General features: G+C 62.1%; 19 protein-coding genes. 6 read left to right on the forward strand and 13 right to left on the reverse strand.

What is annotated here, in order from left to right; translation table 11 throughout:
• Positions 1-4 precede the first annotated feature (4 nt).
• On the forward strand, positions 5-442 hold the full coding sequence (locus ACQZ5H_RS11880; RefSeq protein WP_449097804.1) for a DUF1810 domain-containing protein: 438 nt from the start codon (positions 5-7) through the stop codon (positions 440-442).
• On the opposite strand, the gene ACQZ5H_RS11885 is transcribed toward ACQZ5H_RS11880, so the two are convergent.
• Positions 439-627 (reverse strand): hypothetical protein, encoded by a 189-nt coding sequence (locus ACQZ5H_RS11885; protein WP_112712107.1) that lies wholly within the window; start codon positions 625-627, stop codon positions 439-441. The genes ACQZ5H_RS11880 and ACQZ5H_RS11885 overlap by 4 nt on opposite strands.
• A gap of 75 nt (positions 628-702) precedes the next feature.
• Positions 703-1326 carry a TetR/AcrR family transcriptional regulator gene (locus tag ACQZ5H_RS11890; protein WP_130283724.1) on the reverse strand — a complete coding sequence of 208 codons (624 nt, stop codon included), beginning with the start codon at positions 1324-1326 and terminating at the stop codon, positions 703-705.
• A gap of 128 nt (positions 1327-1454) precedes the next feature.
• On the opposite strand from ACQZ5H_RS11890, the gene ACQZ5H_RS11895 reads away from it, so the two are divergent.
• Together ACQZ5H_RS11895 and ACQZ5H_RS11900 are read left to right on the forward strand one after the other, a co-directional pair.
• Positions 1455-1673 carry a hypothetical protein gene (locus ACQZ5H_RS11895; RefSeq protein WP_112712111.1) on the forward strand — a complete coding sequence of 73 codons (219 nt, stop codon included), beginning with the start codon at positions 1455-1457 and terminating at the stop codon, positions 1671-1673.
• A 134-nt stretch (positions 1674-1807) separates the two neighbouring features.
• Positions 1808-1960 carry a type II toxin-antitoxin system Phd/YefM family antitoxin gene (locus ACQZ5H_RS11900; protein WP_449097805.1) on the forward strand — a complete coding sequence of 51 codons (153 nt, stop codon included), beginning with the start codon at positions 1808-1810 and terminating at the stop codon, positions 1958-1960.
• 1 nt (position 1961) lies between these two features.
• On the opposite strand, the gene ACQZ5H_RS11905 is transcribed toward ACQZ5H_RS11900, so the two are convergent.
• Positions 1962-3794 carry an ABC transporter ATP-binding protein gene (locus tag ACQZ5H_RS11905; RefSeq protein WP_449097806.1) on the reverse strand — a complete coding sequence of 611 codons (1833 nt, stop codon included), beginning with the start codon at positions 3792-3794 and terminating at the stop codon, positions 1962-1964.
• 121 nt (positions 3795-3915) lie between these two features.
• A complete protein-coding gene (locus ACQZ5H_RS11910) occupies positions 3916-5112 on the reverse strand; it encodes an aminotransferase class V-fold PLP-dependent enzyme (protein ID WP_449097807.1) in 1197 nt (398 codons plus the stop codon).
• Positions 5113-5217: 105 nt separating this feature from the next.
• Here ACQZ5H_RS11910 and ACQZ5H_RS11915 point away from each other — a divergent pair, with 105 nt between their 5' ends.
• Positions 5218-6060 (forward strand): IclR family transcriptional regulator, encoded by an 843-nt coding sequence (locus ACQZ5H_RS11915; RefSeq protein ID WP_449097808.1) that lies wholly within the window; start codon positions 5218-5220, stop codon positions 6058-6060.
• Positions 6061-6069: 9 nt separating this feature from the next.
• On the opposite strand, the gene ACQZ5H_RS11920 is transcribed toward ACQZ5H_RS11915, so the two are convergent.
• From ACQZ5H_RS11920 to ACQZ5H_RS11940, 5 genes are all read right to left on the reverse strand, one after another.
• Complete coding sequence (locus ACQZ5H_RS11920) at positions 6070-6582, reverse strand: RidA family protein (protein ID WP_130283713.1); 513 nt, start codon at positions 6580-6582, stop codon at positions 6070-6072.
• 20 nt (positions 6583-6602) lie between these two features.
• Complete coding sequence (locus ACQZ5H_RS11925) at positions 6603-7811, reverse strand: amidohydrolase/deacetylase family metallohydrolase (RefSeq protein WP_203431007.1); 1209 nt, start codon at positions 7809-7811, stop codon at positions 6603-6605.
• The gene (locus ACQZ5H_RS11930) at positions 7812-8681 is read right to left on the reverse strand and encodes an ABC transporter permease (protein ID WP_449097809.1); all 870 of its coding nucleotides are present in this window, start codon (positions 8679-8681) and stop codon (positions 7812-7814) included.
• Entirely contained in the window at positions 8681-9622 is a 942-nt protein-coding gene (locus tag ACQZ5H_RS11935; protein ID WP_162708614.1) for an ABC transporter permease, read from the reverse strand. Before ACQZ5H_RS11935 ends, ACQZ5H_RS11930 begins: the two co-directional genes overlap by 1 nt.
• 219 nt (positions 9623-9841) lie before the next feature.
• Positions 9842-11368: an ABC transporter substrate-binding protein gene (locus tag ACQZ5H_RS11940; protein ID WP_449097810.1), complete on the reverse strand. Its 1527-nt coding sequence runs from the start codon at positions 11366-11368 to the stop codon at positions 9842-9844.
• A gap of 208 nt (positions 11369-11576) precedes the next feature.
• On the opposite strand from ACQZ5H_RS11940, the gene ACQZ5H_RS11945 reads away from it, so the two are divergent.
• Complete coding sequence (locus ACQZ5H_RS11945) at positions 11577-12068, forward strand: hypothetical protein (RefSeq protein WP_449097811.1); 492 nt, start codon at positions 11577-11579, stop codon at positions 12066-12068.
• 100 nt (positions 12069-12168) lie between these two features.
• Here the strand turns inward: ACQZ5H_RS11945 and ACQZ5H_RS11950 are convergent, their stop codons facing one another.
• A complete protein-coding gene (locus ACQZ5H_RS11950) occupies positions 12169-15000 on the reverse strand; it encodes an autotransporter outer membrane beta-barrel domain-containing protein (protein ID WP_449097812.1) in 2832 nt (943 codons plus the stop codon).
• 147 nt (positions 15001-15147) lie between these two features.
• Positions 15148-16083, reverse strand: coding sequence for a hypothetical protein (locus tag ACQZ5H_RS11955; protein WP_449097813.1), 936 nt, complete (start codon positions 16081-16083; stop codon positions 15148-15150).
• 281 nt (positions 16084-16364) lie between these two features.
• On the opposite strand from ACQZ5H_RS11955, the gene ACQZ5H_RS11960 reads away from it, so the two are divergent.
• The gene (locus ACQZ5H_RS11960) at positions 16365-18017 is read left to right on the forward strand and encodes a tetratricopeptide repeat protein (RefSeq protein WP_449097814.1); all 1653 of its coding nucleotides are present in this window, start codon (positions 16365-16367) and stop codon (positions 18015-18017) included.
• Between the two features lie 209 nt (positions 18018-18226).
• On the opposite strand, the gene ACQZ5H_RS11965 is transcribed toward ACQZ5H_RS11960, so the two are convergent.
• Positions 18227-18916 (reverse strand): CBS domain-containing protein, encoded by a 690-nt coding sequence (locus ACQZ5H_RS11965; RefSeq protein ID WP_449097815.1) that lies wholly within the window; start codon positions 18914-18916, stop codon positions 18227-18229.
• Positions 18917-19015: 99 nt separating this feature from the next.
• On the reverse strand, positions 19016-19735 hold the full coding sequence (locus ACQZ5H_RS11970) for a response regulator (RefSeq protein ID WP_199625344.1): 720 nt from the start codon (positions 19733-19735) through the stop codon (positions 19016-19018).
• Positions 19736-19765 lie beyond the last annotated feature (30 nt).

Below are 19765 nucleotides of genomic sequence, written 5' to 3' on the forward strand. Positions count from 1 at the left end.
CCCCATGTCCAGTGATCTCAATTTCGATCTCGACCGTTTCATCGACGCGCAGAACGGCATCTACGGCCGGGCTCTGTCGGAGCTGAAGGCCGGGCGCAAGCGATCGCACTGGATGTGGTTCATCTTCCCGCAAATCGCGGGCCTCGGAACATCGTCGATGGCGGAGAAATACGCCGTCCGTTCCGCCGAGGAAGCCGCCGCCTATCTCGCCGATCCGATTCTCGGAACGCGGCTGCTTCGCTGTGTCGATGCGATGCTCTCGGTCAATGATCGCAGCGCGCACGATATCCTGGGCTCGCCCGACGACCTGAAGTTCCGGTCGTCGCTCACGCTCTTTGCCGCAATCAGCGACCACGGGTCTCCCTTTCACCGGGCGATCGACAAATATTATGCGGGGGAATTCGACAAACGCACCGTCGAGCTTCTGGACGCCGCCAACTAGCGGCCAGGGGAATGTTCCAGATTGTCGATTTCCTGGGTGACTTCACTCAGGCGCTGGCGCAGATCGGCTTCGGTGCCGTCTTCGACCTCCTCGTCACCAAAGCAGTCGCGCGCTTCATGAAGCTCGAGCTTAGCTTCCAGCTCGGCGCGCTTGGCATACAGGCGATGGAGGTAAGTGTAGTTCATCTCACTGCCACGGGTTCTTCCTGACCAGGAAGGTAACGCGTCGCCGCCGCGGAGGTTCCACGGCGGCGCTGCGCTTTAGCAGTAGGAAGCGATTGCAGCACTGGCCGCCTTGGCAAAATGGCTGCAGCAACCGCCACTGCCCATTGCCTGGCGCGTCACGCGCGCACCTTCGAGAAGAAGCGTGAGCGTATCGGCCAGGAGCTGCGGCTCGCTGGCACCGGCTGCAGCGCAGAGGGCAACGAGGCGGTGGCGCTGATCGGCCTTGTGGCGCTCGATGACGCCATAGGCCGGATGGCCCTCGCCCTTCAACTCGATCGCCGCATTGGCAAGATCGCAGCCCGCCGGCTCGCCGTTCAGACAGTGCGCGCGGCCTTCGACCCAGGCATCGAGCTGAGCGCGCGGATTGCCGGGATGAGCCGTCTCCAGATCACGCCAGATCTGCTCGGCCTTTTCCGATGCCCGCCGCAGGGTTTCACAGATCAGCTCGTCCTTGGAGCCGAAGTGCCTGTAGAGGGTCATCTTGTTGGTAAGCGCAGCATCGGCAATGGCGTCGACGCCAATGCCACGGATGCCGTGCTCGCGGAAAAGCTCCGAAGCGGTCGAAACGATACGTTCCCGCGGGGGAATCTTTTCGTCTGTCATGCCCTGGGAGATTTCATTCGAAGTTTCTGATTTTTTTGAGGACGAAGTCCTTGACATCGATGTGACCGATCGGTAACAAATGCATTGTTACTTACCGGTAACACCGCTGATCGCCAAAGTCAATGCCGAGAGGGCAGGCTGCGACAGCGGAACACGGGCAGCTGCCCACGAAAGGAGGACTTACCATGACACAGAACAGAGACCTGACCATTTCCGAAGCTCTTCGCGACCCGATGATCGCCATGGTGATGCGCGCCGATGGCGTCAAGCTTGAAGACTTCAAGCAACTCCTTGAGACGGCAGCCCGCAAACGCGAGGCCAGCACCTCGAAGGTAGGCAACTTCATCAACGCCATCGCCAACCGGGCAAAAAGCAACCCGCCCTCCGCTTGCTGCTTCGGTTGACCTCCGGGGATGTTCCCTGCCCCCGTGCGAAAGCCGCCGCAATCCCCCATGCGGCGGCTTTTGCTGTTTTTGTGCATTTGAGTTCCGCAACTTTTTCGTGCATCATGCCAACGTCAGCGATGATGTGGTAGGCGATGATCGAGGTCACGATAGCTGAAGCGAAAAAGCGCCTGAGCGAACTCGTCCGCCTGGTCGAGGGTGGCGAGACCGTACGGATATTCAGGGACGGTCAACCGGTCGCGGAAATCATTCCGGTTGAACGTGGCAAGAACCCATCTGCCGCCTAGCTTACACCGCCACCAGGTGTCCCGGTGACACTTCCCGGTATTCAAGCGGCTTGATCGCATAGTCGACCGGCCGGATGGGGCTCCTGAGCTCGTCATTCGCCGCCGCCCGCTTCTCGCGCCGGCGATCTGGGTCGGGAACGGGCACCGCCGACATCAGCTTCTTCGTATAGTCGTGCTGCGGATTGCCGAAGACGGCAGCGCGGGGGCCGATTTCGACGATTTCGCCGAGATACATGACGGCGACGCGGTGGCTGACGCGCTCGACGACAGCCATGTCGTGGGAGATGAACAGGAAGGCGAGGTTCAGGCTCTGCTGCAGGTCGAGCATCAGGTTGATGACCTGCGCCTTGATCGAGACGTCGAGCGCGGAAACACTCTCGTCGGCGACGATCACTTTCGGTTCCAGGGCAAGCGCGCGGGCGATGCAGATGCGCTGGCGCTGGCCGCCGGAGAATTCGTGCGGAAAGCGGGAGGCCATGTCCGGCGTCAGCCCGACCTTGGTCAGGAGATCGGCGACGCGCTCCTTCGCCTGCTTCGCCGTGCCCATCCTGTGTTCGAGATAGGGTTCGGCAATGGCATCACCGACGCGGATGCGCGGATTGAGGCTGGCGAAGGGATCCTGGAAGATCATCTGCACAGTCTTGCGCATCTCGCGCATGCCCGACTTGTCGAGCGCCAGCACATCCTTGCCGTCGGCGATAACAGAACCGCTCTGCGCCTCGATCAGCCGCATGATGGCGCGGCCGGTCGTCGACTTGCCGCAGCCGGATTCGCCGACCAGCGACAGCGTCTCTCCTGCGTGGAGATCGAAGGAGACATTCTCGACGGCATGGACGCGGCCGGTCAGCTTGCCGAACAGGCCGGAATGGATGTCGAAGCGCTTGGTGAGGTTTCTGACCTCCAGAACCGGACGAGCGGTCGAGGCAACGGTATCGGCCGTTTCGACCGGCTTGTCGGATTCGCCGGTCGCGGTGTTGACGACAGGAAAGCGCAGCGGACGCTCATAGCCGGTCATCGAACCGAGAACCGGGACGGCCGATAGCAGCGCGCGCGTATAGGGGTGCTTGCCGCGATGAAAGATATCGGCGGTCTCGCCGGTCTCCACCTGTTCACCGCGATACATGACGACGGTGCGGTCGGCGATTTCGGCGACGACGCCCATGTCGTGGGTGATGAAGAGAACCGAGGTCCCCTCCTCTTCCTGCAGCATCTTGATGAGGTCGAGGATCTGCCCCTGTATGGTCACGTCGAGCGCCGTCGTCGGCTCGTCAGCGATCAGCAGCTTCGGGCGCGAAGCCAGCGCCATGGCGATCATCACGCGCTGGCGCATGCCGCCGGAGAAGCGATGCGGGTATTCGTCGAAACGCGAAGCGGCCGAGGGGATGCGGACTTTCTCAAGCAGGCGGATGGTCTCGGCGCGCGCCTCGGCCTTCGACATCGGCCTGTGGCAGAGCAGCGCTTCCGAGATCTGATCGCCGATCGTGAAGAGCGGATTGAGCGAGGTCATCGGCTCCTGGAAGATCATCGCGACATCATTGCCACGCACCTTGCGCATCTGCTCTTCCGGCAAAGCAAGCAGATCGCGGCCGCCGAGCATGATCTTGCCCTCGATGCGGCTGGAATCGGCCTGCAGCAGGCGCATGATCGACAGCGAGGTGACGCTCTTGCCCGAGCCGCTCTCGCCGACGATCGCGACCGTCTCGCCCGGTGCCACATCGAAGGAGACATCGCGCACGACAGGCTTCCAGGCGCCATCGACGAGAAACGATGTCGTCAGGTTCCGGACGGAGAGAACCGGTTCCGTGGCCTGACTTTTCTGAGCTTCCGCGATCATGGTCGTTCCTTCGTTTCTGTTGCTGTCGGCAGGCCCGGCACTGCGGCAGTCCCAACCCTCCCCCTTGTGGGGAGGGTGGCCGGCAGGCGGGAGGGGTATGGAGACCGCCCGCCGTCGCTTTTTAGTCCGGCCAGCGCAGGGCGCCGTCGAAGCGGTGCTTGCTGCGGTTCTCGATCGGCGTCGCGATGATCTCGTTGGAGGCGCGCGCCTTGTCGAGTTCCTCGCCAATGCGGCTGGCGACGATCTTTTCCTGGCCCGGATGCAGGTTGCAGGGATCGAGGTAGAAATAGTGATGCTCGACCTCGTGATCGCGCACGATGATCGGCGGCGTGCCGCGCGCCAGCGCATCGGCGAGATCCCAGGCGGTGATGTGGGCCTCATCGGCCTTGACGATGACGCGCATGCGGTCGAGCGGGTTGTTGGTCGGGTCGGGCTCGATCAGGGCGGTGACGCCAGGGCGGCCGTCGAGCGTCTGCTTCCAGAGATTGAGATAGCCCGTCTCGCGCTCGCGGATGCCGGCGTGATCGCGCTTCTCCCAGGCCTCCAGAGCCGCCATGACGCCGAAGATGCTTTCCTTGCCGACCTTCATGCCGCGGCCGATGCCCATGTTCTGCAGGAAGGCGTTGCGCACCAGCTCCTTCTTGCCGGCGACGATGCCGGAGGTCGGGCCGCCCAGGAACTTGTGGCCGGAATAGAGCGCGATATCGGCCCCCTGCTCCAGGAAAATCTTCAGATCATATTCCGAAGCCGCATCGACGATGACGGGCACGCCCTTGGCATGAGCGATCTCGACGAACTCCTTGAGGTTCAGCAGGCCGTAATCGACGACATGATGCGAGACCACATAGACAGCTGCGGCGGTCTTTTCGGTGATCGCATTTTCCATGTGGAAGCGATGCGTCGAAGTGGCCTGCCCGACGAGCACGACCTTGCCACCGGCCAGACGGATCGCCTGATCGACAGGCGCGCCGTAGCTGACGACATGACCCATCTGCACGAGAACTTCGTTCTTGTCGGTGATGACTTCAGGCAGCTTTTCGATCGCCAGCAGATTGTTGCCGGTGATGGTGCCGGCGACCGCCAGCGAAATGCCTGCCGAGCAGGACGCGGTGACGAAACCTGCCTCGCCGCCCGTCAGCCGGGCAATGATGGCGCTCGCCTTGCGCTGGAGATCGTTGACCTCGACGAATTGCGGCAGGATCGACGACATGGCGGCGATCGCCTCGGGAACGACGATCGATGCGCCGAGGCTGGTCATGGTGCCGGAAACGTTGATGACCGGGCGAAGGCCGATCGACGGGCGGATGTCATCAGACATTGTTGTCTCCAATTTCGAGTGCCTGGTCACATGGGGTGTTGCGATTTGCCTCAGTGACGGCTATGCCATAGTAATGTAATAAACTCGCATCTGCATACGAGGGACGTGGAATTGGACGGCAAGACATCATCTACGGTTTACTCCGAAGACAACACCTCCGCCGAAGAGACCGGCAGCGAAAAGACCGCTCGCCGCTCGCGCGTGAGCGGTATCGACCGTGCTCTGCAGGTGATTGATTACCTTTACGAAACCGGATCGCCCGCGGGGGTCTACGCGATTGCCAAGGCGGTCAAGGCACCGCTGTCGACGGTCTATGTGATCGTCGACGATCTGGTCGAAAAGAACATGCTGACGCGCAATACGGACGGATCCGTCTGGCTTGGACCGCGGCTCTATCACTACGGCCTCGCCTATGCCCGCTCGCTGGATTTCATGAGCGTTGCCACCCATGAAATGCACGACCTCTGCCGCGAAGCCGGCGAGACCGTGCAGGTCTGCGGCCGCGACGGCGATTACATGCTGGTGCTCGCCATGGCCGACGGCCCGAGCCATTTCCAGGTGGCATCGCGCGTCGGAACGCGGGTGCCGCTGAACTGGACGGCGTCCGGCCGCCTGCTTGCCGGCCACCTGCCGGAGGCCGAGCGTGTCGAGCTCTTCAAGCGCTGCGCCAAGACCTCGCCGACGGGACGCGCCGAGATGGATGCCGAAGTGCTGTCGAGCTCGGCGGGCGCCGCTTTCGACGCGCGCCTGTCGATCCAGGCCGGTGAATCGGACTATGCGGTTGCCTGCATAGCCTCGCCGATCTGCGACCGTGACGGCGAGTGCGTTGCGACCATCTCCATCGTCCTTCCCGAACAGAAGGCCTTTTCGGACGAGAACCGCTACACGGCGCATGTGCGCGCGTCGGCGGAACGCATCGAAAAGATCATGGGCTGGCGCAACCACTGACATCCTCCTCTAGTCGCGCAGGGCGACGATCGCTTCGATCTCGACGGTGATATTGCCGGGCAGAGAACCGAAGCCGACCGCCGAGCGCGCATGCTGGCCGGCCTCTTCGCCGAAAACATCGTTGAAGAGGTCGGAGCAGCCGTTGATGACGCTCGGATGATCGAGGAAGTCAGGCACGGCGTTGACCATGCCGAGCAGCTTGACGACACGCTTGACGCGCGAGAGATCGCCCAGCGCATCCTGCATGACGGCGAGCAGGTTGATGCCCGTCAGCCGCGCATGCTTGTAGGCGTCCTCGACGCCGACAGTGCCGCCGACCTTACCGGTGTGCAGAAAGCCATCGGCTTCCCGCGGCCCCTGGCCGGAGAGATAGAGAATATTGCCCTCGATGACATGCGTCACGAAGTTGGCGATCGGCGGCGGCGCCGGCGGCAGGGCGATGCCGAGCGCGGCCAGCCTTTCGGCAGGCGTACCCGAGATCTTGGCGGTAGCTGGAGACGTGTTCACGTAGGCTCCTGTCATGCGATTTCTGTTTTCTTCTCTTAGCGGTAGGAATAGCCGTGGCTGTGACGAACCAGCCTGCGGGCACGGGGGATGTAACGGCTGGCGGTGATCGCCTCGCTGCCGATGACGGCGTAGCGCGGCTCGAACAGCTTGTTGAGCACCGAGACGTCACCGTTGGAATCGGTCGCCTCGATGTCGGAATCGATCAGGTCGAAGATGGTGAAATCGGCGCGCTGACCGACGGCCAGGCGGTTTTCCATCGACAGCTTGATGACCGATGCCGGGTGATGGGTGACGGCTTCGACGACCTTGTCGAAGGGCATGCCGACCGAGAGCAGCTTCGACATCGTCGTCGCCAGGTCCCAGACCGGGAAGTTCATCGAGTGGCCGTGCAGGTCGGTCGAGATCGAGAACGGCAGCAGGCCGCGGTTGATCGCCGCTTCCGCCACCTTGAAGGAGAAGGACGCACCGCCGTGGCCGATATCGAGGCGGATGCCTTCACCGGCGCAGCGTTCGGCGAGATTGAAGAGATCCTCGTCTTCCATGATGCTCGAACCCGCCTTGCCATTGAAGCAGTGGGTAACGACGTCGCCGGGACCAAGAATTTCCAGAACTTCGTCATAGAGCGCCGGCGGCTCGCCGACATGCACCATCATCGGGATCTTCAGGATCTTCGAAATCTTCTTGCCGAGCTTGACCGGGGTGACGCCCCACGAGCCGGTGATGACGTGGCTGGCGCGCACCTTCAGGCCGACAATATGCTCGCTGTTTTCGGCATAGCATTCGAGGATGCGATCGAGATCGATATCCTTGATGTCACGCAGTTCGGTCACGCGGTTGCAGGCGACGAGGCCGATGGACCCGAGATTCAGGAATGCCTTGATGCGCTCCCTGGATGGCTCGATGATGTATTCGCGGAAACCGTGGAAATTGGCTTCGCCTGCGGATCCGGCATCGACGAGCGTGGTGACACCGCGCTCGGCGCCGCATTCGGACGGTCGGATCGAGATATCGGTGCCGCCATGCCAGATATGGACGTGCAGATCGACCCAGCCGGGCGAAATCCAGGCGCCCTTGCCATCGACGCGCGTCACATCATCGCCAACGGCGAGCTGCTGGCCGATCTTGGCGATCTTGCCCTCGCCATCGACAAGGATATCGACGGCGCCAGCGGGCGTATCGGCGCCGAATGCCATCGGCTTCACATTGGTGAGGAGGAGCGGCTTGGCCGCTTTATCACCGGTCATTTACAAGTCCTTTCGAAGTTTGGGATCGAGCATGTCGCGCAGACCGTCACCGACCATCTGGAGCGAGAGCACGGAGAGAATGATGGCGACACCCGGAAACAGCGTCATCCAGTCGGCCTGGCCGATATATTGGCGGCCGGCCGCAATCATGGTTCCCCAGGTCGGGATTTCCGGGCTGACGCCGAGGCCGAGGAAGGAGAGCCCGGCCTCGGCGAGCATGGCGCTGGCAAACAGGAAGGTCGCCTGCACCAGGATCGGCGACAGGAGGTTCCTCAGCACATGGCGCGTCATGATGTGGAAGGTCGAGATGCCCAGCGCCTGGGCCGCCTCGACATAGGGCAGCTCGCGGATGACAAGCGTCGAGGCGCGAACGATGCGGGCAAGACGCGGCGCATAGACGATCGACAGCGCGACGATGACGGTGGTCAGCGATGGGCCGAGTGCCGCCACGAGCGCGATCGCGAGCAGGATATCGGGGAAGGCCATCATCGCGTCGATCAGCCGGGCGATCGGCGTGTCGAGCTTCTTGAAGAAGCCGGCAAGCAAGCCGAGCGTCACGCCAATCACGGCGGACAAGGCGACAACGGCCGCGCCGACCAGCAGCGACAGCCGCCCGGCAAAGATCGTGCGCGACAGCACATCACGGCCGAACTCGTCGGTGCCGAAGAAATAGGCTCCGCTCGGCGGCTTCAGCCGGTTGACGATCGAGAGCTTCGACGGCGAATAAGGCGCGACCCATGGCGCGAAGATCGCCAGCAGCACGAAGATGACGAGGATGAGGACGCCGAAGGCGACCGTCTTGCGCTTCAGGAAGCGGCGGATGAACTTGCGGCCTTCGCTTTCGGCCGGCTTGATCGCGATATCGCTCATCAGTAGCGCACCCTCGGATCGACCAGCAGATAGAGCATGTCGATCGCAAAATTGATCAGGACGTAGAGCGCGGCAATGACGAGCAACGCGCCCTGGATGACCGGATAGTCACGGCGAAGAACGGCCGAGACGACGAGATTGCCGACGCCGGGCAGACCGAAGACGGTCTCGGTGACGACCGCGCCGGAGATCAGGACGGCCGCCGTCAGGCCAAGCACGGTCAGGATCGGGATCAGCGCGTTCTTCAACGCGTGCTTGAGGATCACCTTGCGCTCGATCAGACCCTTGGCGCGCGCCGTGCGGATGTAATCGTCGCCGAGCACGTCCAGCATCGACGCGCGGGTAAAGCGCAGGATCAGCGCCGAGGAAACGATGCCGAGCGCAAAGGCTGGCAGCGTCAGGTGATACATGCGGTCGAGGAAGGTCGAGCCGGGACCACCGTATCCCGAGACCGGGAACATGCCGAAGCGGACGGCGAAGATTTGCATCAGGATCAGGCCGAGCCAAAAGCTCGGGATGCTCGCCGCAAACATCGCAAGCGTCGTCGCCGCCTGGTCGACGAAGGAGCCGCGCCGGTAGGCGGCGTAGATGCCGATCGGCAGGGCGATGATGCTGGCAATGGCAAGCGAGAAGATCGTCAGGAAGAAGGTCGGCTCGGCGCGATCGAGAAGTGCCGAAGTCACCGGCATGTTCAGGAAGATCGACTGGCCGAGATCGCCCCTCAGGAGCTGACCGACATAATAGATGTATTGGACGCCGAGAGACCGGTCGAGGCCGAGGCTGGCACGCAGATCGGCAATATCCTGCGACGTCGCATCGGGGCCGAGCATCACAGCCGCCGGATCGCCCGGCGTGACGCGCACGATGACGAAGACGATCGTGACCACAAGGAACATCACGACGATCATGCCCGCAAGGCGCTGGAGGATGTAGCGTATCATGGGAGCAAGATCCCGTACTCAGTTGATGTATGCCGTTGAAGCGATGCAGCAACCCCATTCTCCCTCATCTCTGTGCTTGTCACAGAGATCCAGCCACCGCGCGTCTGCGCGGTGAATGGCTCTTTCGTGCCCAAGGACTTGGGCACGCTGGATTCCTGTGACAAGCACAGGAATGAGGAGGACTTGGGGGCCGCTGCGATCGCCATCGGAGGTCCGCGGTTACTTCTTGATGGACGCGTTCCAGAAGTAGGGCCACGGAGCCGGATCGACGCCTTCGAGCTTGTTCGACTTCGCCGAAACAGCGTTGAAGTCACCGATCTTCATGTAGGGCAGCTCGTCATACATCGCCTTCTGGACATCGGCCCAGAGCGTGATGCGCTTCTGCGGATCGACTTCCGAGGTGAAGGCATCGACGGTCGCCTTGCGTGCCGGCGTATCCCACCAGCCGGGCGAGCTCGGCGAGAGCGAGCCGATCAGCGCCGGTTCGGGCAGGAACGGGCTGTGGGTGATGTAGATATCCCAGAGCTTCGGGTCGGTGCGGCGCTGGGTCAGCGTTGCCCAGTCGACGACCTGCAGGTCGACGGTGAAGCCCGCCATCTTCAGGTATTCGGCGGCGACCTGCGCCATCTTGTAATGGAACTCGTACTGGCGGCTCGTCAGGATGCGGATCGGCTCGCCGTTATAGCCTGCCGCCTTGGCGGCCGTGGCAGCGCCTTCCGGATCGGCGACATTGTAATTGCCCTCGACGCCTGCATCAGTGTTCCAGGCGAAGGGCTTCGGATAGATATCGCCGTCAAGCGTGTAGAAATCCGTGCTGCCGAAGGCCGCTGCCAGCATGTCTTCCATACTGAGCGCCTGGCGGATCGCCTTGCGGACCTCGACATTCTTAGCAATGCCTTCCTTCGTATTGAAGACGAAGACCGGATAGCCGAAGGGCTTCAGGATGACCGGCTGCGAAGCGCTCGATCCCTTCAGCTTGTCGAAGGACTCGACCGGGATGGAGTCAACATAGTCGTACTGTCCGGAGACGGCAGCCTCAACGCGGGTATTGGCATCCGGAACCGGCACGAAGCGGATTTCGTCGAGATACTGGTGGCGGGCGCCGCCGTAACCATTGCTCTCGCCATCACGCGACTTGTAGCCGTCGAAGCGCACGAGCTGGATATACTGGTCCGCCTTGCGCTCCTTGAGCATGTAGGGGCCGGTACCGATGAATTCCTTCATCGGCTCGTCCTGCTTTTCGGACGGAATGATGATGGCGGCGGAGTTGTTGAACGCGAGCAGCGAGGTCAGCGGCGCGTAGGGCTGCTTCAGCGTGATCTTGACGGTTGCCGGATCGACGGCGGCGATGGAATCGATGAAGCCCGCGACCTGCTTGCCGCGCGAGGCGATCTTCGTCCAGCGATTGAGCGAGGCGACGACGTCGTCGGAGGTCATGTCCGTGTTGTCGTGGAACTTGATGCCGGTGCGCAGCTTGATCGTGTAGGTCTTACCGTCGGCGCTGATTTCCGGCAGGCTCTCCGCCAGCAGCGGCGTGACGTTCCAGCTCTTGTCGAACGTATAGAGCGTTTCGAAAATGTGCTGCGTGACGATGCCGACCAGATCGGCGGTCGAGGACATCGGGTCGAGCGTCGGCGGCTCGCCGATCGTCGCGACGTTGATGACGCCACCCTTTTCCTGAGCCATCATCGTTGTCGGCAGAGCGACCAGCGCAGTGCCGAGAAGGAAAGCGACAAGAGTCTTCATTTCATGCTCCCGGTTTGTTGTTCCGCAATTATGTTATATCAGGTTTTATAATAGAATATCTGCGGAAGTGGTCCTGTCAACCGGGAAAGTGGCTCTATGAGCAGAAATGAAAAGAGTCCGCTTATGGACGGAGATGCCGGGCATCGCCCCTCTTGCACCGAGGGGAGCGCCATGCGATTGCGCGGCAGCATTTGAAGGCGGACCAGCTATGACACCATCCCGATATTCCGATTTTGCCGAGGACATGAAGGCCCGTTTGGCCGATCTTCACGAGCGCGGAGACCGTTACCAGACCTTCGATCTGCATGTGGAGCTCGCCATGGGCTCAAATCTGCTCGTCTATGAAATGCGCAAGCACAAGGGGCAGGTCGATACGATGGCCTATGCGCGCACGGCCGATGGCGACCGACCGGTTTCTCCCGCGGCCGCCTACGAGCGCGTCCTGTCGTTTCTGGCGATGCAGCACCATATCGCGCTGTCGGGCGAGCCGATGATCAAGCTGCACGAGGACTATCCGCATGCAGTGATCAATGTCGAACTGCGAGCGAAGGGCGCGCCGTCGAAGAGCTCCACCAGGATGATCCTCGTCGGCGTCGACGATGCCGAAGATGCCGGGCGCTATGTGGCGGCGAGCGGAGAGCCTCGCGGGGTCGTCAGCAGCAGGCCCTATGCCTCGAAGCGGCTCTGGGAATGGAAATGAGACGCCCGCGCGCGATGGCCCGGCCACGCAGCGCATAGAAAACCGAAGAGCGGATCTTGCCGATCCGCTCTTCGAGAACATGCAGATGCTTCAGCCGATCTCAGAATTCGACCTTCACGCCCGCATTTGCCGACCAGGAGTTGACCTCGCTTGTATAGGTCCCGAGCGTTACGCCGCTGTAGAGCGTCGTCTGCGGGTTGACCTGCAATTCACCCGACAGTCCGAAACGGCCGCCGACAAGGTTGCGGTCGCTGATGGCGGAGACCATGAAGTCCGTGCCGCTCAGGCTGGCGTTCAGGCCGGAAGCCCCGAGGTTCAGCGTATCGACGAGGGCAGCGCTCAGCGAGACATTCGCCACCATGCCGTTCGTCAGCTTCGTCTGGTTGGTCAGCTTGCCTTCCAGAATGCCTTCAAGCGTGTGTGAAGTACGGTCGTCGTAGGAGATGTTCTGCGTCGAGCCGGTTTCGGAATAACCCTGATAGAAGCCTGCCGTGTAGCGCAGCCGTGCCGCCGGGGTGAAGGTCCAGCCCGGAGCGACCTCATGCTTCTGCGAGATCGCGATCTCCGGCGAGACGTACCAGCCGGCGAACGAGCCGCGGGCCGGATCGGAGCCGAAGATCTCGCGGCGGCTGTCATTCTCGATACCGCCGGCCACCAGCGAGCTATCGAGTGTCACGCCGCTGAAATCGTTGCGCATGTAGACGCCGCCGAAGCCGGTATTGCCGGCCGTCTGGCCGGAGCCGTCGTCGGCGCGGTTGATGATGCGGCCGTAACCGGCGAGCACGCCGAAGCGGCCGTCGCCGAACTGGCGGTCGACACCAGCGGCAACGCCGTGGTTGCTGGAGCGCGTGTCGCTATCGTTGTCGAAGGTCTGGCCGCCGAAGGCGCGCATCCAGAACAGGTTGCCGAAGCGGTCGACAGCCGTGCCCTCGCCAAGCTTCTGAACGGCGGCTGCCGAACCCGTCGGCTTCTTTTCCTCGGCATAGCCGAGAGCGCTGGTGCCCGACGATTCGCTACCGCCGCCTGCAGAAGAACCGACATCGATATTGAGGATCGAGCCAATGACATTGCCGACGGAATTCGTATAGCCGCGAACTGCCGCATCCATCGATGAAGCGCCGGGATCGACGACCTCGAGCCTGCCGTTGTTGCTATTCGAATCCACGGAGACGATCAGCGATTGGCGAGAGTTGTTCAGGCTGATCTGGTTGAGCGCCGTTTCGTAATTGTCGACGGCGAGAGAATAGCTGCCGGAACCGAAGTTCGTAGCGTTGTTCTCGGTGGAATTATAATCCACCGCGCCCTTGATGACCGAGCCCGACAGAAGGTTAAGCGTGTTTCCGTCAGCGAGAAACCGGATGGAGTTCACGCCGCCGGAGATCGTGCCGCTATTGGTGATGGTTGCGGGAGTATCGGCAACAATGCCGAGCTGCCCACCGGAAATCGTTCCGCTATTGTCAATGGACAAAGCGCCGTTGCTTGAAGATGTGATCCCGTAAGCACCTCCCGAAATCGTGCCGGCATTCTTGAGGGAGACGGAAGTATTGTTATACGAGTTCAACGCGGTATCTCCGCCGGAGATCGTGCCGCTGTTCATCAGCGAGACGTCCCCACCGTAGCCGACATTCAAGCCGTGGTCGTCACCGGCAATCCGACCGCTATTGGTCATGCTGACCTGATCACCACTTAAATTCAGGGCCTGATCCCCCGTTATTGAACCGCTGTTGGCAATCCTGAGGTCATCGCCGAAGGCATTGATTCCACCGCTGATCGTGCCGGAGTTTGCGAGATCAAGGTTGGTGTTGCTGGACCAAATGCCAAAGATGTAGCCGGAAATCGTCCCGCTATTGGTCACCTTCGCAACAGACTCGTCGCCATTCAGGAAGAGACCGTAGTAGTCGCCGGAAATCTTGCCGCTGTTGACGATCGTGGCGTTGTCGACACGCTGAAGGTTTACGCCGTAAAGATAGCCGATGCCGCCGGCTGCGTAGATATTGCCGCTGTTCTCGAGCGAAAATTCTGCTTGTACCTCTTCAGCATAGATCCCGTTCTGGGCACCGGAGATCGTTCCGCTGTTCTGAATGGAAATGCTTTGCCCGTTGATGTCGGCAAGGTTGATTCCGGAATTCGTTTCGCCCGAAATCGTGCCGCTATTGGTGATGGCGATCGTTGAATCATCCCATCCGCTCGAGTCGATATTCAGGCCGTTGTAAGCGCCCGAGATCGTACCGCTGTTGGAAATGACGCCGCCTCCGATGCGATAGAGATCGATGCCTGTGCCGGCGACGCTCGACACCGTGCCACTATTGGTGATCGCGATATCGAAGGTGTTATATGCATAGATACCGGCACTGCTGCCGGCGTAATGACTACCGAAATTGTCAGCCCCCGTACTGGCAATCGTGCCGCTATTGCTGATCGAGAAATCGAAGACATATCCAAAACCGACACCGAAATCATGGCCGCTGATCGTACCGGCATTGTTGATCACCGTCCCATCAGGCTCCGAACCGTCGCCCGGAATGCTCGTGACGGAGATGCCTGCCGAGCCGGATACGCCATCAGTGCCGGAAATCGTGGCACCGGCAGCATTGGTGATAGTGTTGTTGCTAGACCGGTCGATCATCACGCCAGACCAGTTACCGGAGATCTCGCCGCCAGCCAGGTTGCTAATCGAGATACCGTCGGAAGAGGGAGCGACGTGGACCGCAGCCTCAGGCGAAGAGATCGTACCCGAATTCTCGACGGTGCAGTCAGTCTGGTCGGCAATGACGTTGCCGGATACAACGCAATCCGCCGCCATCGCACTATTCAGCGGCATCGTCGCGAAAAGCGCGACCGACGAAACGCCTGCGAGGAAGACCGCGGTCAAAGCGCGATTTCGTCCGTCGCGAATTACCTGGCCGCCTTCGGTCAGAGTAGAGTTGCTCATTTTCAAAATCCCCTGCCGCGAGCGAAATTCAAGGCCCGCAGTCCTGTCCAATCGAGTCGGCGCTCCGGTGAACGCCTTGTGTGAAAACGGAAATCTCATGACGGCCCGATTTCGACAACGCATGCGTCAAAAATGGACGGTGGCGCTTCATGACGCCTCCGTCCGGGCCGCCAAAGCCTTGGAAAAAGCCGCGTCGAGAATGGATAATTTGGTCGCCTGCGCTTGCGCATACTGGCTGCGGAAATCGTGAGAGATCCAGAGAGGCGAGCGCCCGCGCAAGCCGCTCCAGCCGACGCCTCCCGCAGCCTCGGCCGCCGAAAGCTTGCGGCTGACATGCGCGCGCGACAGACCGGCGAAGCTCGCGAGAAAGGAGATGGAGGTGATATCCGTCTCGTATCGATCGAATGTCGCAGGGATCGTCAGGTCGATGCCGCCGAAGAGCCGGTCCATGATCAGGCCACCGGCATCGACACGCGAAAACGTGGCATAGAGCAGGCCCGAGTTGCGGATCCCCGGAGCCGCCAGCAGGCCGTCGGCCACATCCGGCTGCATCTGCAACAGCAGGCTGTCCGCATCGGCGCGGAACAGGCCGGCGCGGCTGCCGCCGTCGATGACATCAAGCGCTTCGAAATGCAGGCCATACCAATGGGCGAGCATGCCGATGACTTTCGGCGACGGTACGAACCGGTGATGGCCGCCGGGCCGGCGCAGCGTCACCAGCCGGACGAAATCGTATTTCAGCGCCTCGTCGATGAAGGCATGCACGGTGTTGCGGCTGGCGATCGCGTAGCGGTCCGACATCTCCACCAGAACGGGCCGCGTCAGACCGCGGCCGATGCCACCCGTCCTGAAATGCGCCCCGAGCGCCGCGTGGCAGAGCAGCCAGCGCTGTTCGGTCGCAAACAGCGCGGCAATGCGCGGCTCCGCCTGATGTGTCGCGACGAAAGCCTGCGCCAGGCGCTGCAGCGCCTCGGAAAAGACCGGATCGAAGGGATCGAGGGCCGCCATTGCTAGGCGATCATGCCGGACGACGTCCGGCTCAAGCGCCCGCGCTGCAGAAGAATTGTAATGCAGGCCCATCATCCCTTCGCGTCTTCGTTTGAGACCGCCAGGCGATTTGCGCGGGCGGCGACCCGCCGCTCCGTTCAAGGCGTTCGCTGCCGGCAAGGTCGATGCAGTTGATAGGCGAGCCGCTGCGGGACGTCCTGAATAGGACTGGCGGTGTTCTGAAAAACTTCTGAATTTTTCTGAATGCACCGCAGGAGCGGAACTCTCCCGATGATGGCCGCCAGTACGAGTTGACGGCTGAGCTCCACCTTTCCTATGTAGGGGCTCATGTCGCGGCCGCTTCACGGTAGGATCGGGTGTTTCGTTTTACTGAATTTGCTTTCGATCCACATCGCGCCGAGCTCCTGCGCCCCGACGGACAGACGATCCGCCTGCGGCCGCAGGCGAGCGCGCTGCTGCAGTTTTTCATCGACAACAACAAGCGCATCCTCAGCAAACATGACCTGATGGAAGCGGGCTGGCCCGGCATTCACGTAGCCGAAGACAGTCTGTTTCAATGCATCCGGGAAATCCGCAAGGCACTCGGAGACGAGGCGCGGCAGACGCTGAGGGTCGTCTCGCGCCGTGGCTATATTCTCTCGGCGACCGCGATCTCCGATGGGCCGGAAGCAGCACTAGCTGGCGGCGATGCGGATCGGCTCCCCTCCCCGCCTGGAGCAGCCTCCAGGCCCTTCGTCTCGCGGACAAAGCTTCTATCAGGCGCCTTCATCGTCATAGCGGCGCTGGCAGGACTGACCTATCACTTCATCGCAAGCGACCAGACGCAGCCATCGTCTCCGCCCGTGATCGACATCCTGCCGATCGCCGATCTGACCGACGATCCGCAGAGCGGGCCGATGATCCGCGGCATCACCAATCAATTGCTGGACGGGCTCGCCCGCACCGGCGGCGTGCAGGTGAGACCGCCGGAACCCGCGTCCTCCGGCGGCGATAATCCTCACCCCGGCTTCCAGCTACAGCAAGAGCTTGAACGCAGCGCTCAGGCATGGACCCTCAGAACGCGGATCATCGATGCCTCGACCCGCGAAATTCGCTTCTCCAGCGAAGCTGCGCTTGACGCTGATGTTACCGATGAGGCGCTCGGCCAGACCCGGCTTGCGGCGAGCGCCGGTTACGCCATCGCCACCTGGCTCGACCAGCAGAGAGAAGCTCCTTTCAGAAGGAGCCCTGACGCCGCCAACGCGGCGATCGAGCAGGCGATCAGCTCGATCAACCAGACGACCAAGGAGCGGTTCGCGACCGCGCGGTCGATCCTCGAAACCTATCTCGCCCAGCAGCCCGACAATGTCGATCTGCAGGTCGCGCTTGCCGCCCTGCATCTGCGCGGCATCCAGCTCTCATGGTACGGCGAGGCAGAGAAGGCAAAAAAGGAAGAGGATGCCCGCTCGCTGATCGAGAACGCGCTGAAGAGCCGCCCGATGTCGGCCAATGTGCTCGGCACCTATTGCCGGTTTCTCGCGGCGACGAACGCGTTTTCCGAGGCATTGGTCGCTTGCGCGCGTGACCTGGACCTCAATCCGTGGGACGGCGGGGCGCTCTTCAATCTGGGGCTGACGCAGATCCAGCTCGGCCGCTTCGAGGATGCGCTCTCGACCTTCGAGCGGGCCGACCGATTCAATACGCCCGATGTCTCCCGCTGGACCTGGCTGCTTGGCGCCGGCTGGGCAAACGTGATGCTCGAGCGCGACGAGGAAGCCCTGACCTGGCTGCAGCGTGCCATCGCCATCACCCCGGGCACCGGGCGGGCGCATATGCTGCTCGCCGTCGCCTATCAAAGGCTCGGCCGCACGGCGGATGCGAAGAATGCGCTTGCCCAGGCTCTCAAGCTCCGCCCGGGCTCGACCGCCAGCAACATCTCGCTTCCTGCGGAAAATGTCAGCCAAATCTATCTCGACAAGCGCCAGGAGATCAGCAACATCCTCATCGAACTCGGGCTGCCGCCTGGCTGAAATTGCGGGATTTTGATCTCGATCAAGGAAGCAGGTGCCCGAGCAGCTAGGTTTGTCTCGCGGGCCGGGAGCGCCCGCGTCAAGTGGGGCAACTTGACAGAGGCTTGGCCGGTCCAGGGGCATGGCGCCGGGCAAGCCTCCGCGTCCCCGCGCTCCTTCCCTGCACAACGCGGAAACGATGAAGCGGCGCAATCGCCTGCTTCACCGTCCTACATGATCGCAAGCTCGGCTTCCGCCTTCGGCATTTCCACGCGCAGCTGATCCCGGTAGCCGCCAAGCCCGAGGGCTTCGACGAGGGTGCGGACGGCCTTGCGTTTCAGGTCGGATTCCACCTGTCCCTCCAGCGTCACCTGACCGTTACGCACGGAGACTTGCACCTTCTGCGGCGTCAGGCCGAGATCGGAACGCAGCCGCGTGCGCACCGCGAGACGGATCGCCTCGTCCTCGCGCGGCAGCGCCGTTGTCGAAGCGTCGAGGATCATGCCTAGGATATCGCTGCGGCTGACGATGCCGACCAACCTGCCGTCTTCGACGATTGGCAGCCGCTTGATACGATGCGCCTGCAGGCTTTCGGCAATATCGGCCACCTCGCTGTCGGGACGGGCAACGATGACATCCTCAGACATCACATCCCTGACCGACCAGCCGTGGCTGGCGATATAGCGTTCTAGATCGGTCTCGGACATCACTTCCGCAGTCCGCGCCATGCGCGGCGAAACGCGGATCTCCCGGCGCAGCAGCAGATCGCCCTCGGTCAGCATGCCGCAAATCCGGCCTTCGTCATCGACGACAGGAAGACCGCTGACCCGCTTCTGCATCATGACGGCCACGGCATGGCGGATGCCGACTGCCGGGCTGATCGACACCACGTCTGTGGTCATAATGTCCTTGGCCTGCATGCCGGTGCCTCGCTCGCCCTGAATATCGATGGCGTCGAGGTTAGCGGGCGTCGGAAGGCACCGCTTTGATCTCTGTCAAATGCGCGCATTGGCCGCGCGCTATTGTGGCCTGCCGGTGAAGACATAGCCGACGCCGCGCACCGACTGGATCAGCGCCGGTTCCTTGGGATCCGTTTCGATCTTCTTGCGCAGCCGGACGATCTGAGCGTCGATTGCCCGGTCGAAGGCTTCGAGATTGCGGTTTCTGGTCTGATCCATCAGCGTTTCGCGCGACAGAACCCGGCCGCGATTGCGCACGAAGACGAGCAGCATGTCGAATTCGCCCGTCGTCAGCGCCACGTCGTCCCCGCCGGGAGAGGTCAGCCGCCGCCGGGCGACATCGAGCCGCCAGCCATCGAACTGCAGCACTTCCTCTTCGCCACCCGCCGGCCGAACGGTCTGATCGGCAGGCACGCGGCGCCGGAGCACGGTGCGCAGCCGCGCCAGCAGTTCGCGCAGGTGGAAGGGCTTGGCGATATAATCGTCGGCACCGATCTCAAGGCCGACCACCTTGTCGGTGACGTCGTCCTGACCGGTCAGCATCAGCACGGGCACATCGGACGTGGCGCGCAGCTCCTTCAGCAGCTCCAGCCCGTTCTCGCCATTGGGCAGAACAAGGTCGAGGAAGATCGCGGCATAGCTGCCCTTGGCAAGCTCGGAGCGCATCGCGGCACCGTTGCCGACGGCGCTGACCCTGTATCCGTTGTCCTCGAAATACCGAACGAGCATCTGCCTGATCCGGGCGTCGTCATCGACTACCAGAATGCGATCTGCTTCCATGTCACCCGTTCGTCCCGCTTCCATGCTTTC

The sequence above is a fragment of the Rhizobium sp. 21-4511-3d genome, assembly GCF_053522545.1.

What these genes read in the sequence shown, in the direction of transcription:
- ACQZ5H_RS11905 (WP_449097806.1), bottom strand. Translation starts at nt 3,794, where the DNA reads ATGATCGCGGAAGCTCAGAAAAGTCAGGCCACGGAACCGGTTCTCTCC.
- ACQZ5H_RS11970 (WP_199625344.1), bottom strand. Translation starts at nt 19,735, where the DNA reads ATGGAAGCAGATCGCATTCTGGTAGTCGATGACGACGCCCGGATCAGG.
- ACQZ5H_RS11940 (WP_449097810.1), bottom strand. Translation starts at nt 11,368, where the DNA reads ATGAAGACTCTTGTCGCTTTCCTTCTCGGCACTGCGCTGGTCGCTCTG.
- ACQZ5H_RS11895 (WP_112712111.1), top strand. Translation starts at nt 1,455, where the DNA reads ATGACACAGAACAGAGACCTGACCATTTCCGAAGCTCTTCGCGACCCG.
- ACQZ5H_RS11925 (WP_203431007.1), bottom strand. Translation starts at nt 7,811, where the DNA reads ATGACCGGTGATAAAGCGGCCAAGCCGCTCCTCCTCACCAATGTGAAG.
- ACQZ5H_RS11890 (WP_130283724.1), bottom strand. Translation starts at nt 1,326, where the DNA reads ATGTCAAGGACTTCGTCCTCAAAAAAATCAGAAACTTCGAATGAAATC.
- ACQZ5H_RS11955 (WP_449097813.1), bottom strand. Translation starts at nt 16,083, where the DNA reads ATGATGGGCCTGCATTACAATTCTTCTGCAGCGCGGGCGCTTGAGCCG.
- ACQZ5H_RS11965 (WP_449097815.1), bottom strand. Translation starts at nt 18,916, where the DNA reads ATGCAGGCCAAGGACATTATGACCACAGACGTGGTGTCGATCAGCCCG.
- ACQZ5H_RS11910 (WP_449097807.1), bottom strand. Translation starts at nt 5,112, where the DNA reads ATGTCTGATGACATCCGCCCGTCGATCGGCCTTCGCCCGGTCATCAAC.
- ACQZ5H_RS11885 (WP_112712107.1), bottom strand. Translation starts at nt 627, where the DNA reads ATGAACTACACTTACCTCCATCGCCTGTATGCCAAGCGCGCCGAGCTG.
- ACQZ5H_RS11945 (WP_449097811.1), top strand. Translation starts at nt 11,577, where the DNA reads ATGACACCATCCCGATATTCCGATTTTGCCGAGGACATGAAGGCCCGT.
- ACQZ5H_RS11950 (WP_449097812.1), bottom strand. Translation starts at nt 15,000, where the DNA reads ATGAGCAACTCTACTCTGACCGAAGGCGGCCAGGTAATTCGCGACGGA.
- ACQZ5H_RS11935 (WP_162708614.1), bottom strand. Translation starts at nt 9,622, where the DNA reads ATGATACGCTACATCCTCCAGCGCCTTGCGGGCATGATCGTCGTGATG.
- ACQZ5H_RS11930 (WP_449097809.1), bottom strand. Translation starts at nt 8,681, where the DNA reads ATGAGCGATATCGCGATCAAGCCGGCCGAAAGCGAAGGCCGCAAGTTC.
- ACQZ5H_RS11880 (WP_449097804.1), top strand. Translation starts at nt 5, where the DNA reads ATGTCCAGTGATCTCAATTTCGATCTCGACCGTTTCATCGACGCGCAG.
- ACQZ5H_RS11900 (WP_449097805.1), top strand. Translation starts at nt 1,808, where the DNA reads ATGATCGAGGTCACGATAGCTGAAGCGAAAAAGCGCCTGAGCGAACTC.
- ACQZ5H_RS11920 (WP_130283713.1), bottom strand. Translation starts at nt 6,582, where the DNA reads ATGACAGGAGCCTACGTGAACACGTCTCCAGCTACCGCCAAGATCTCG.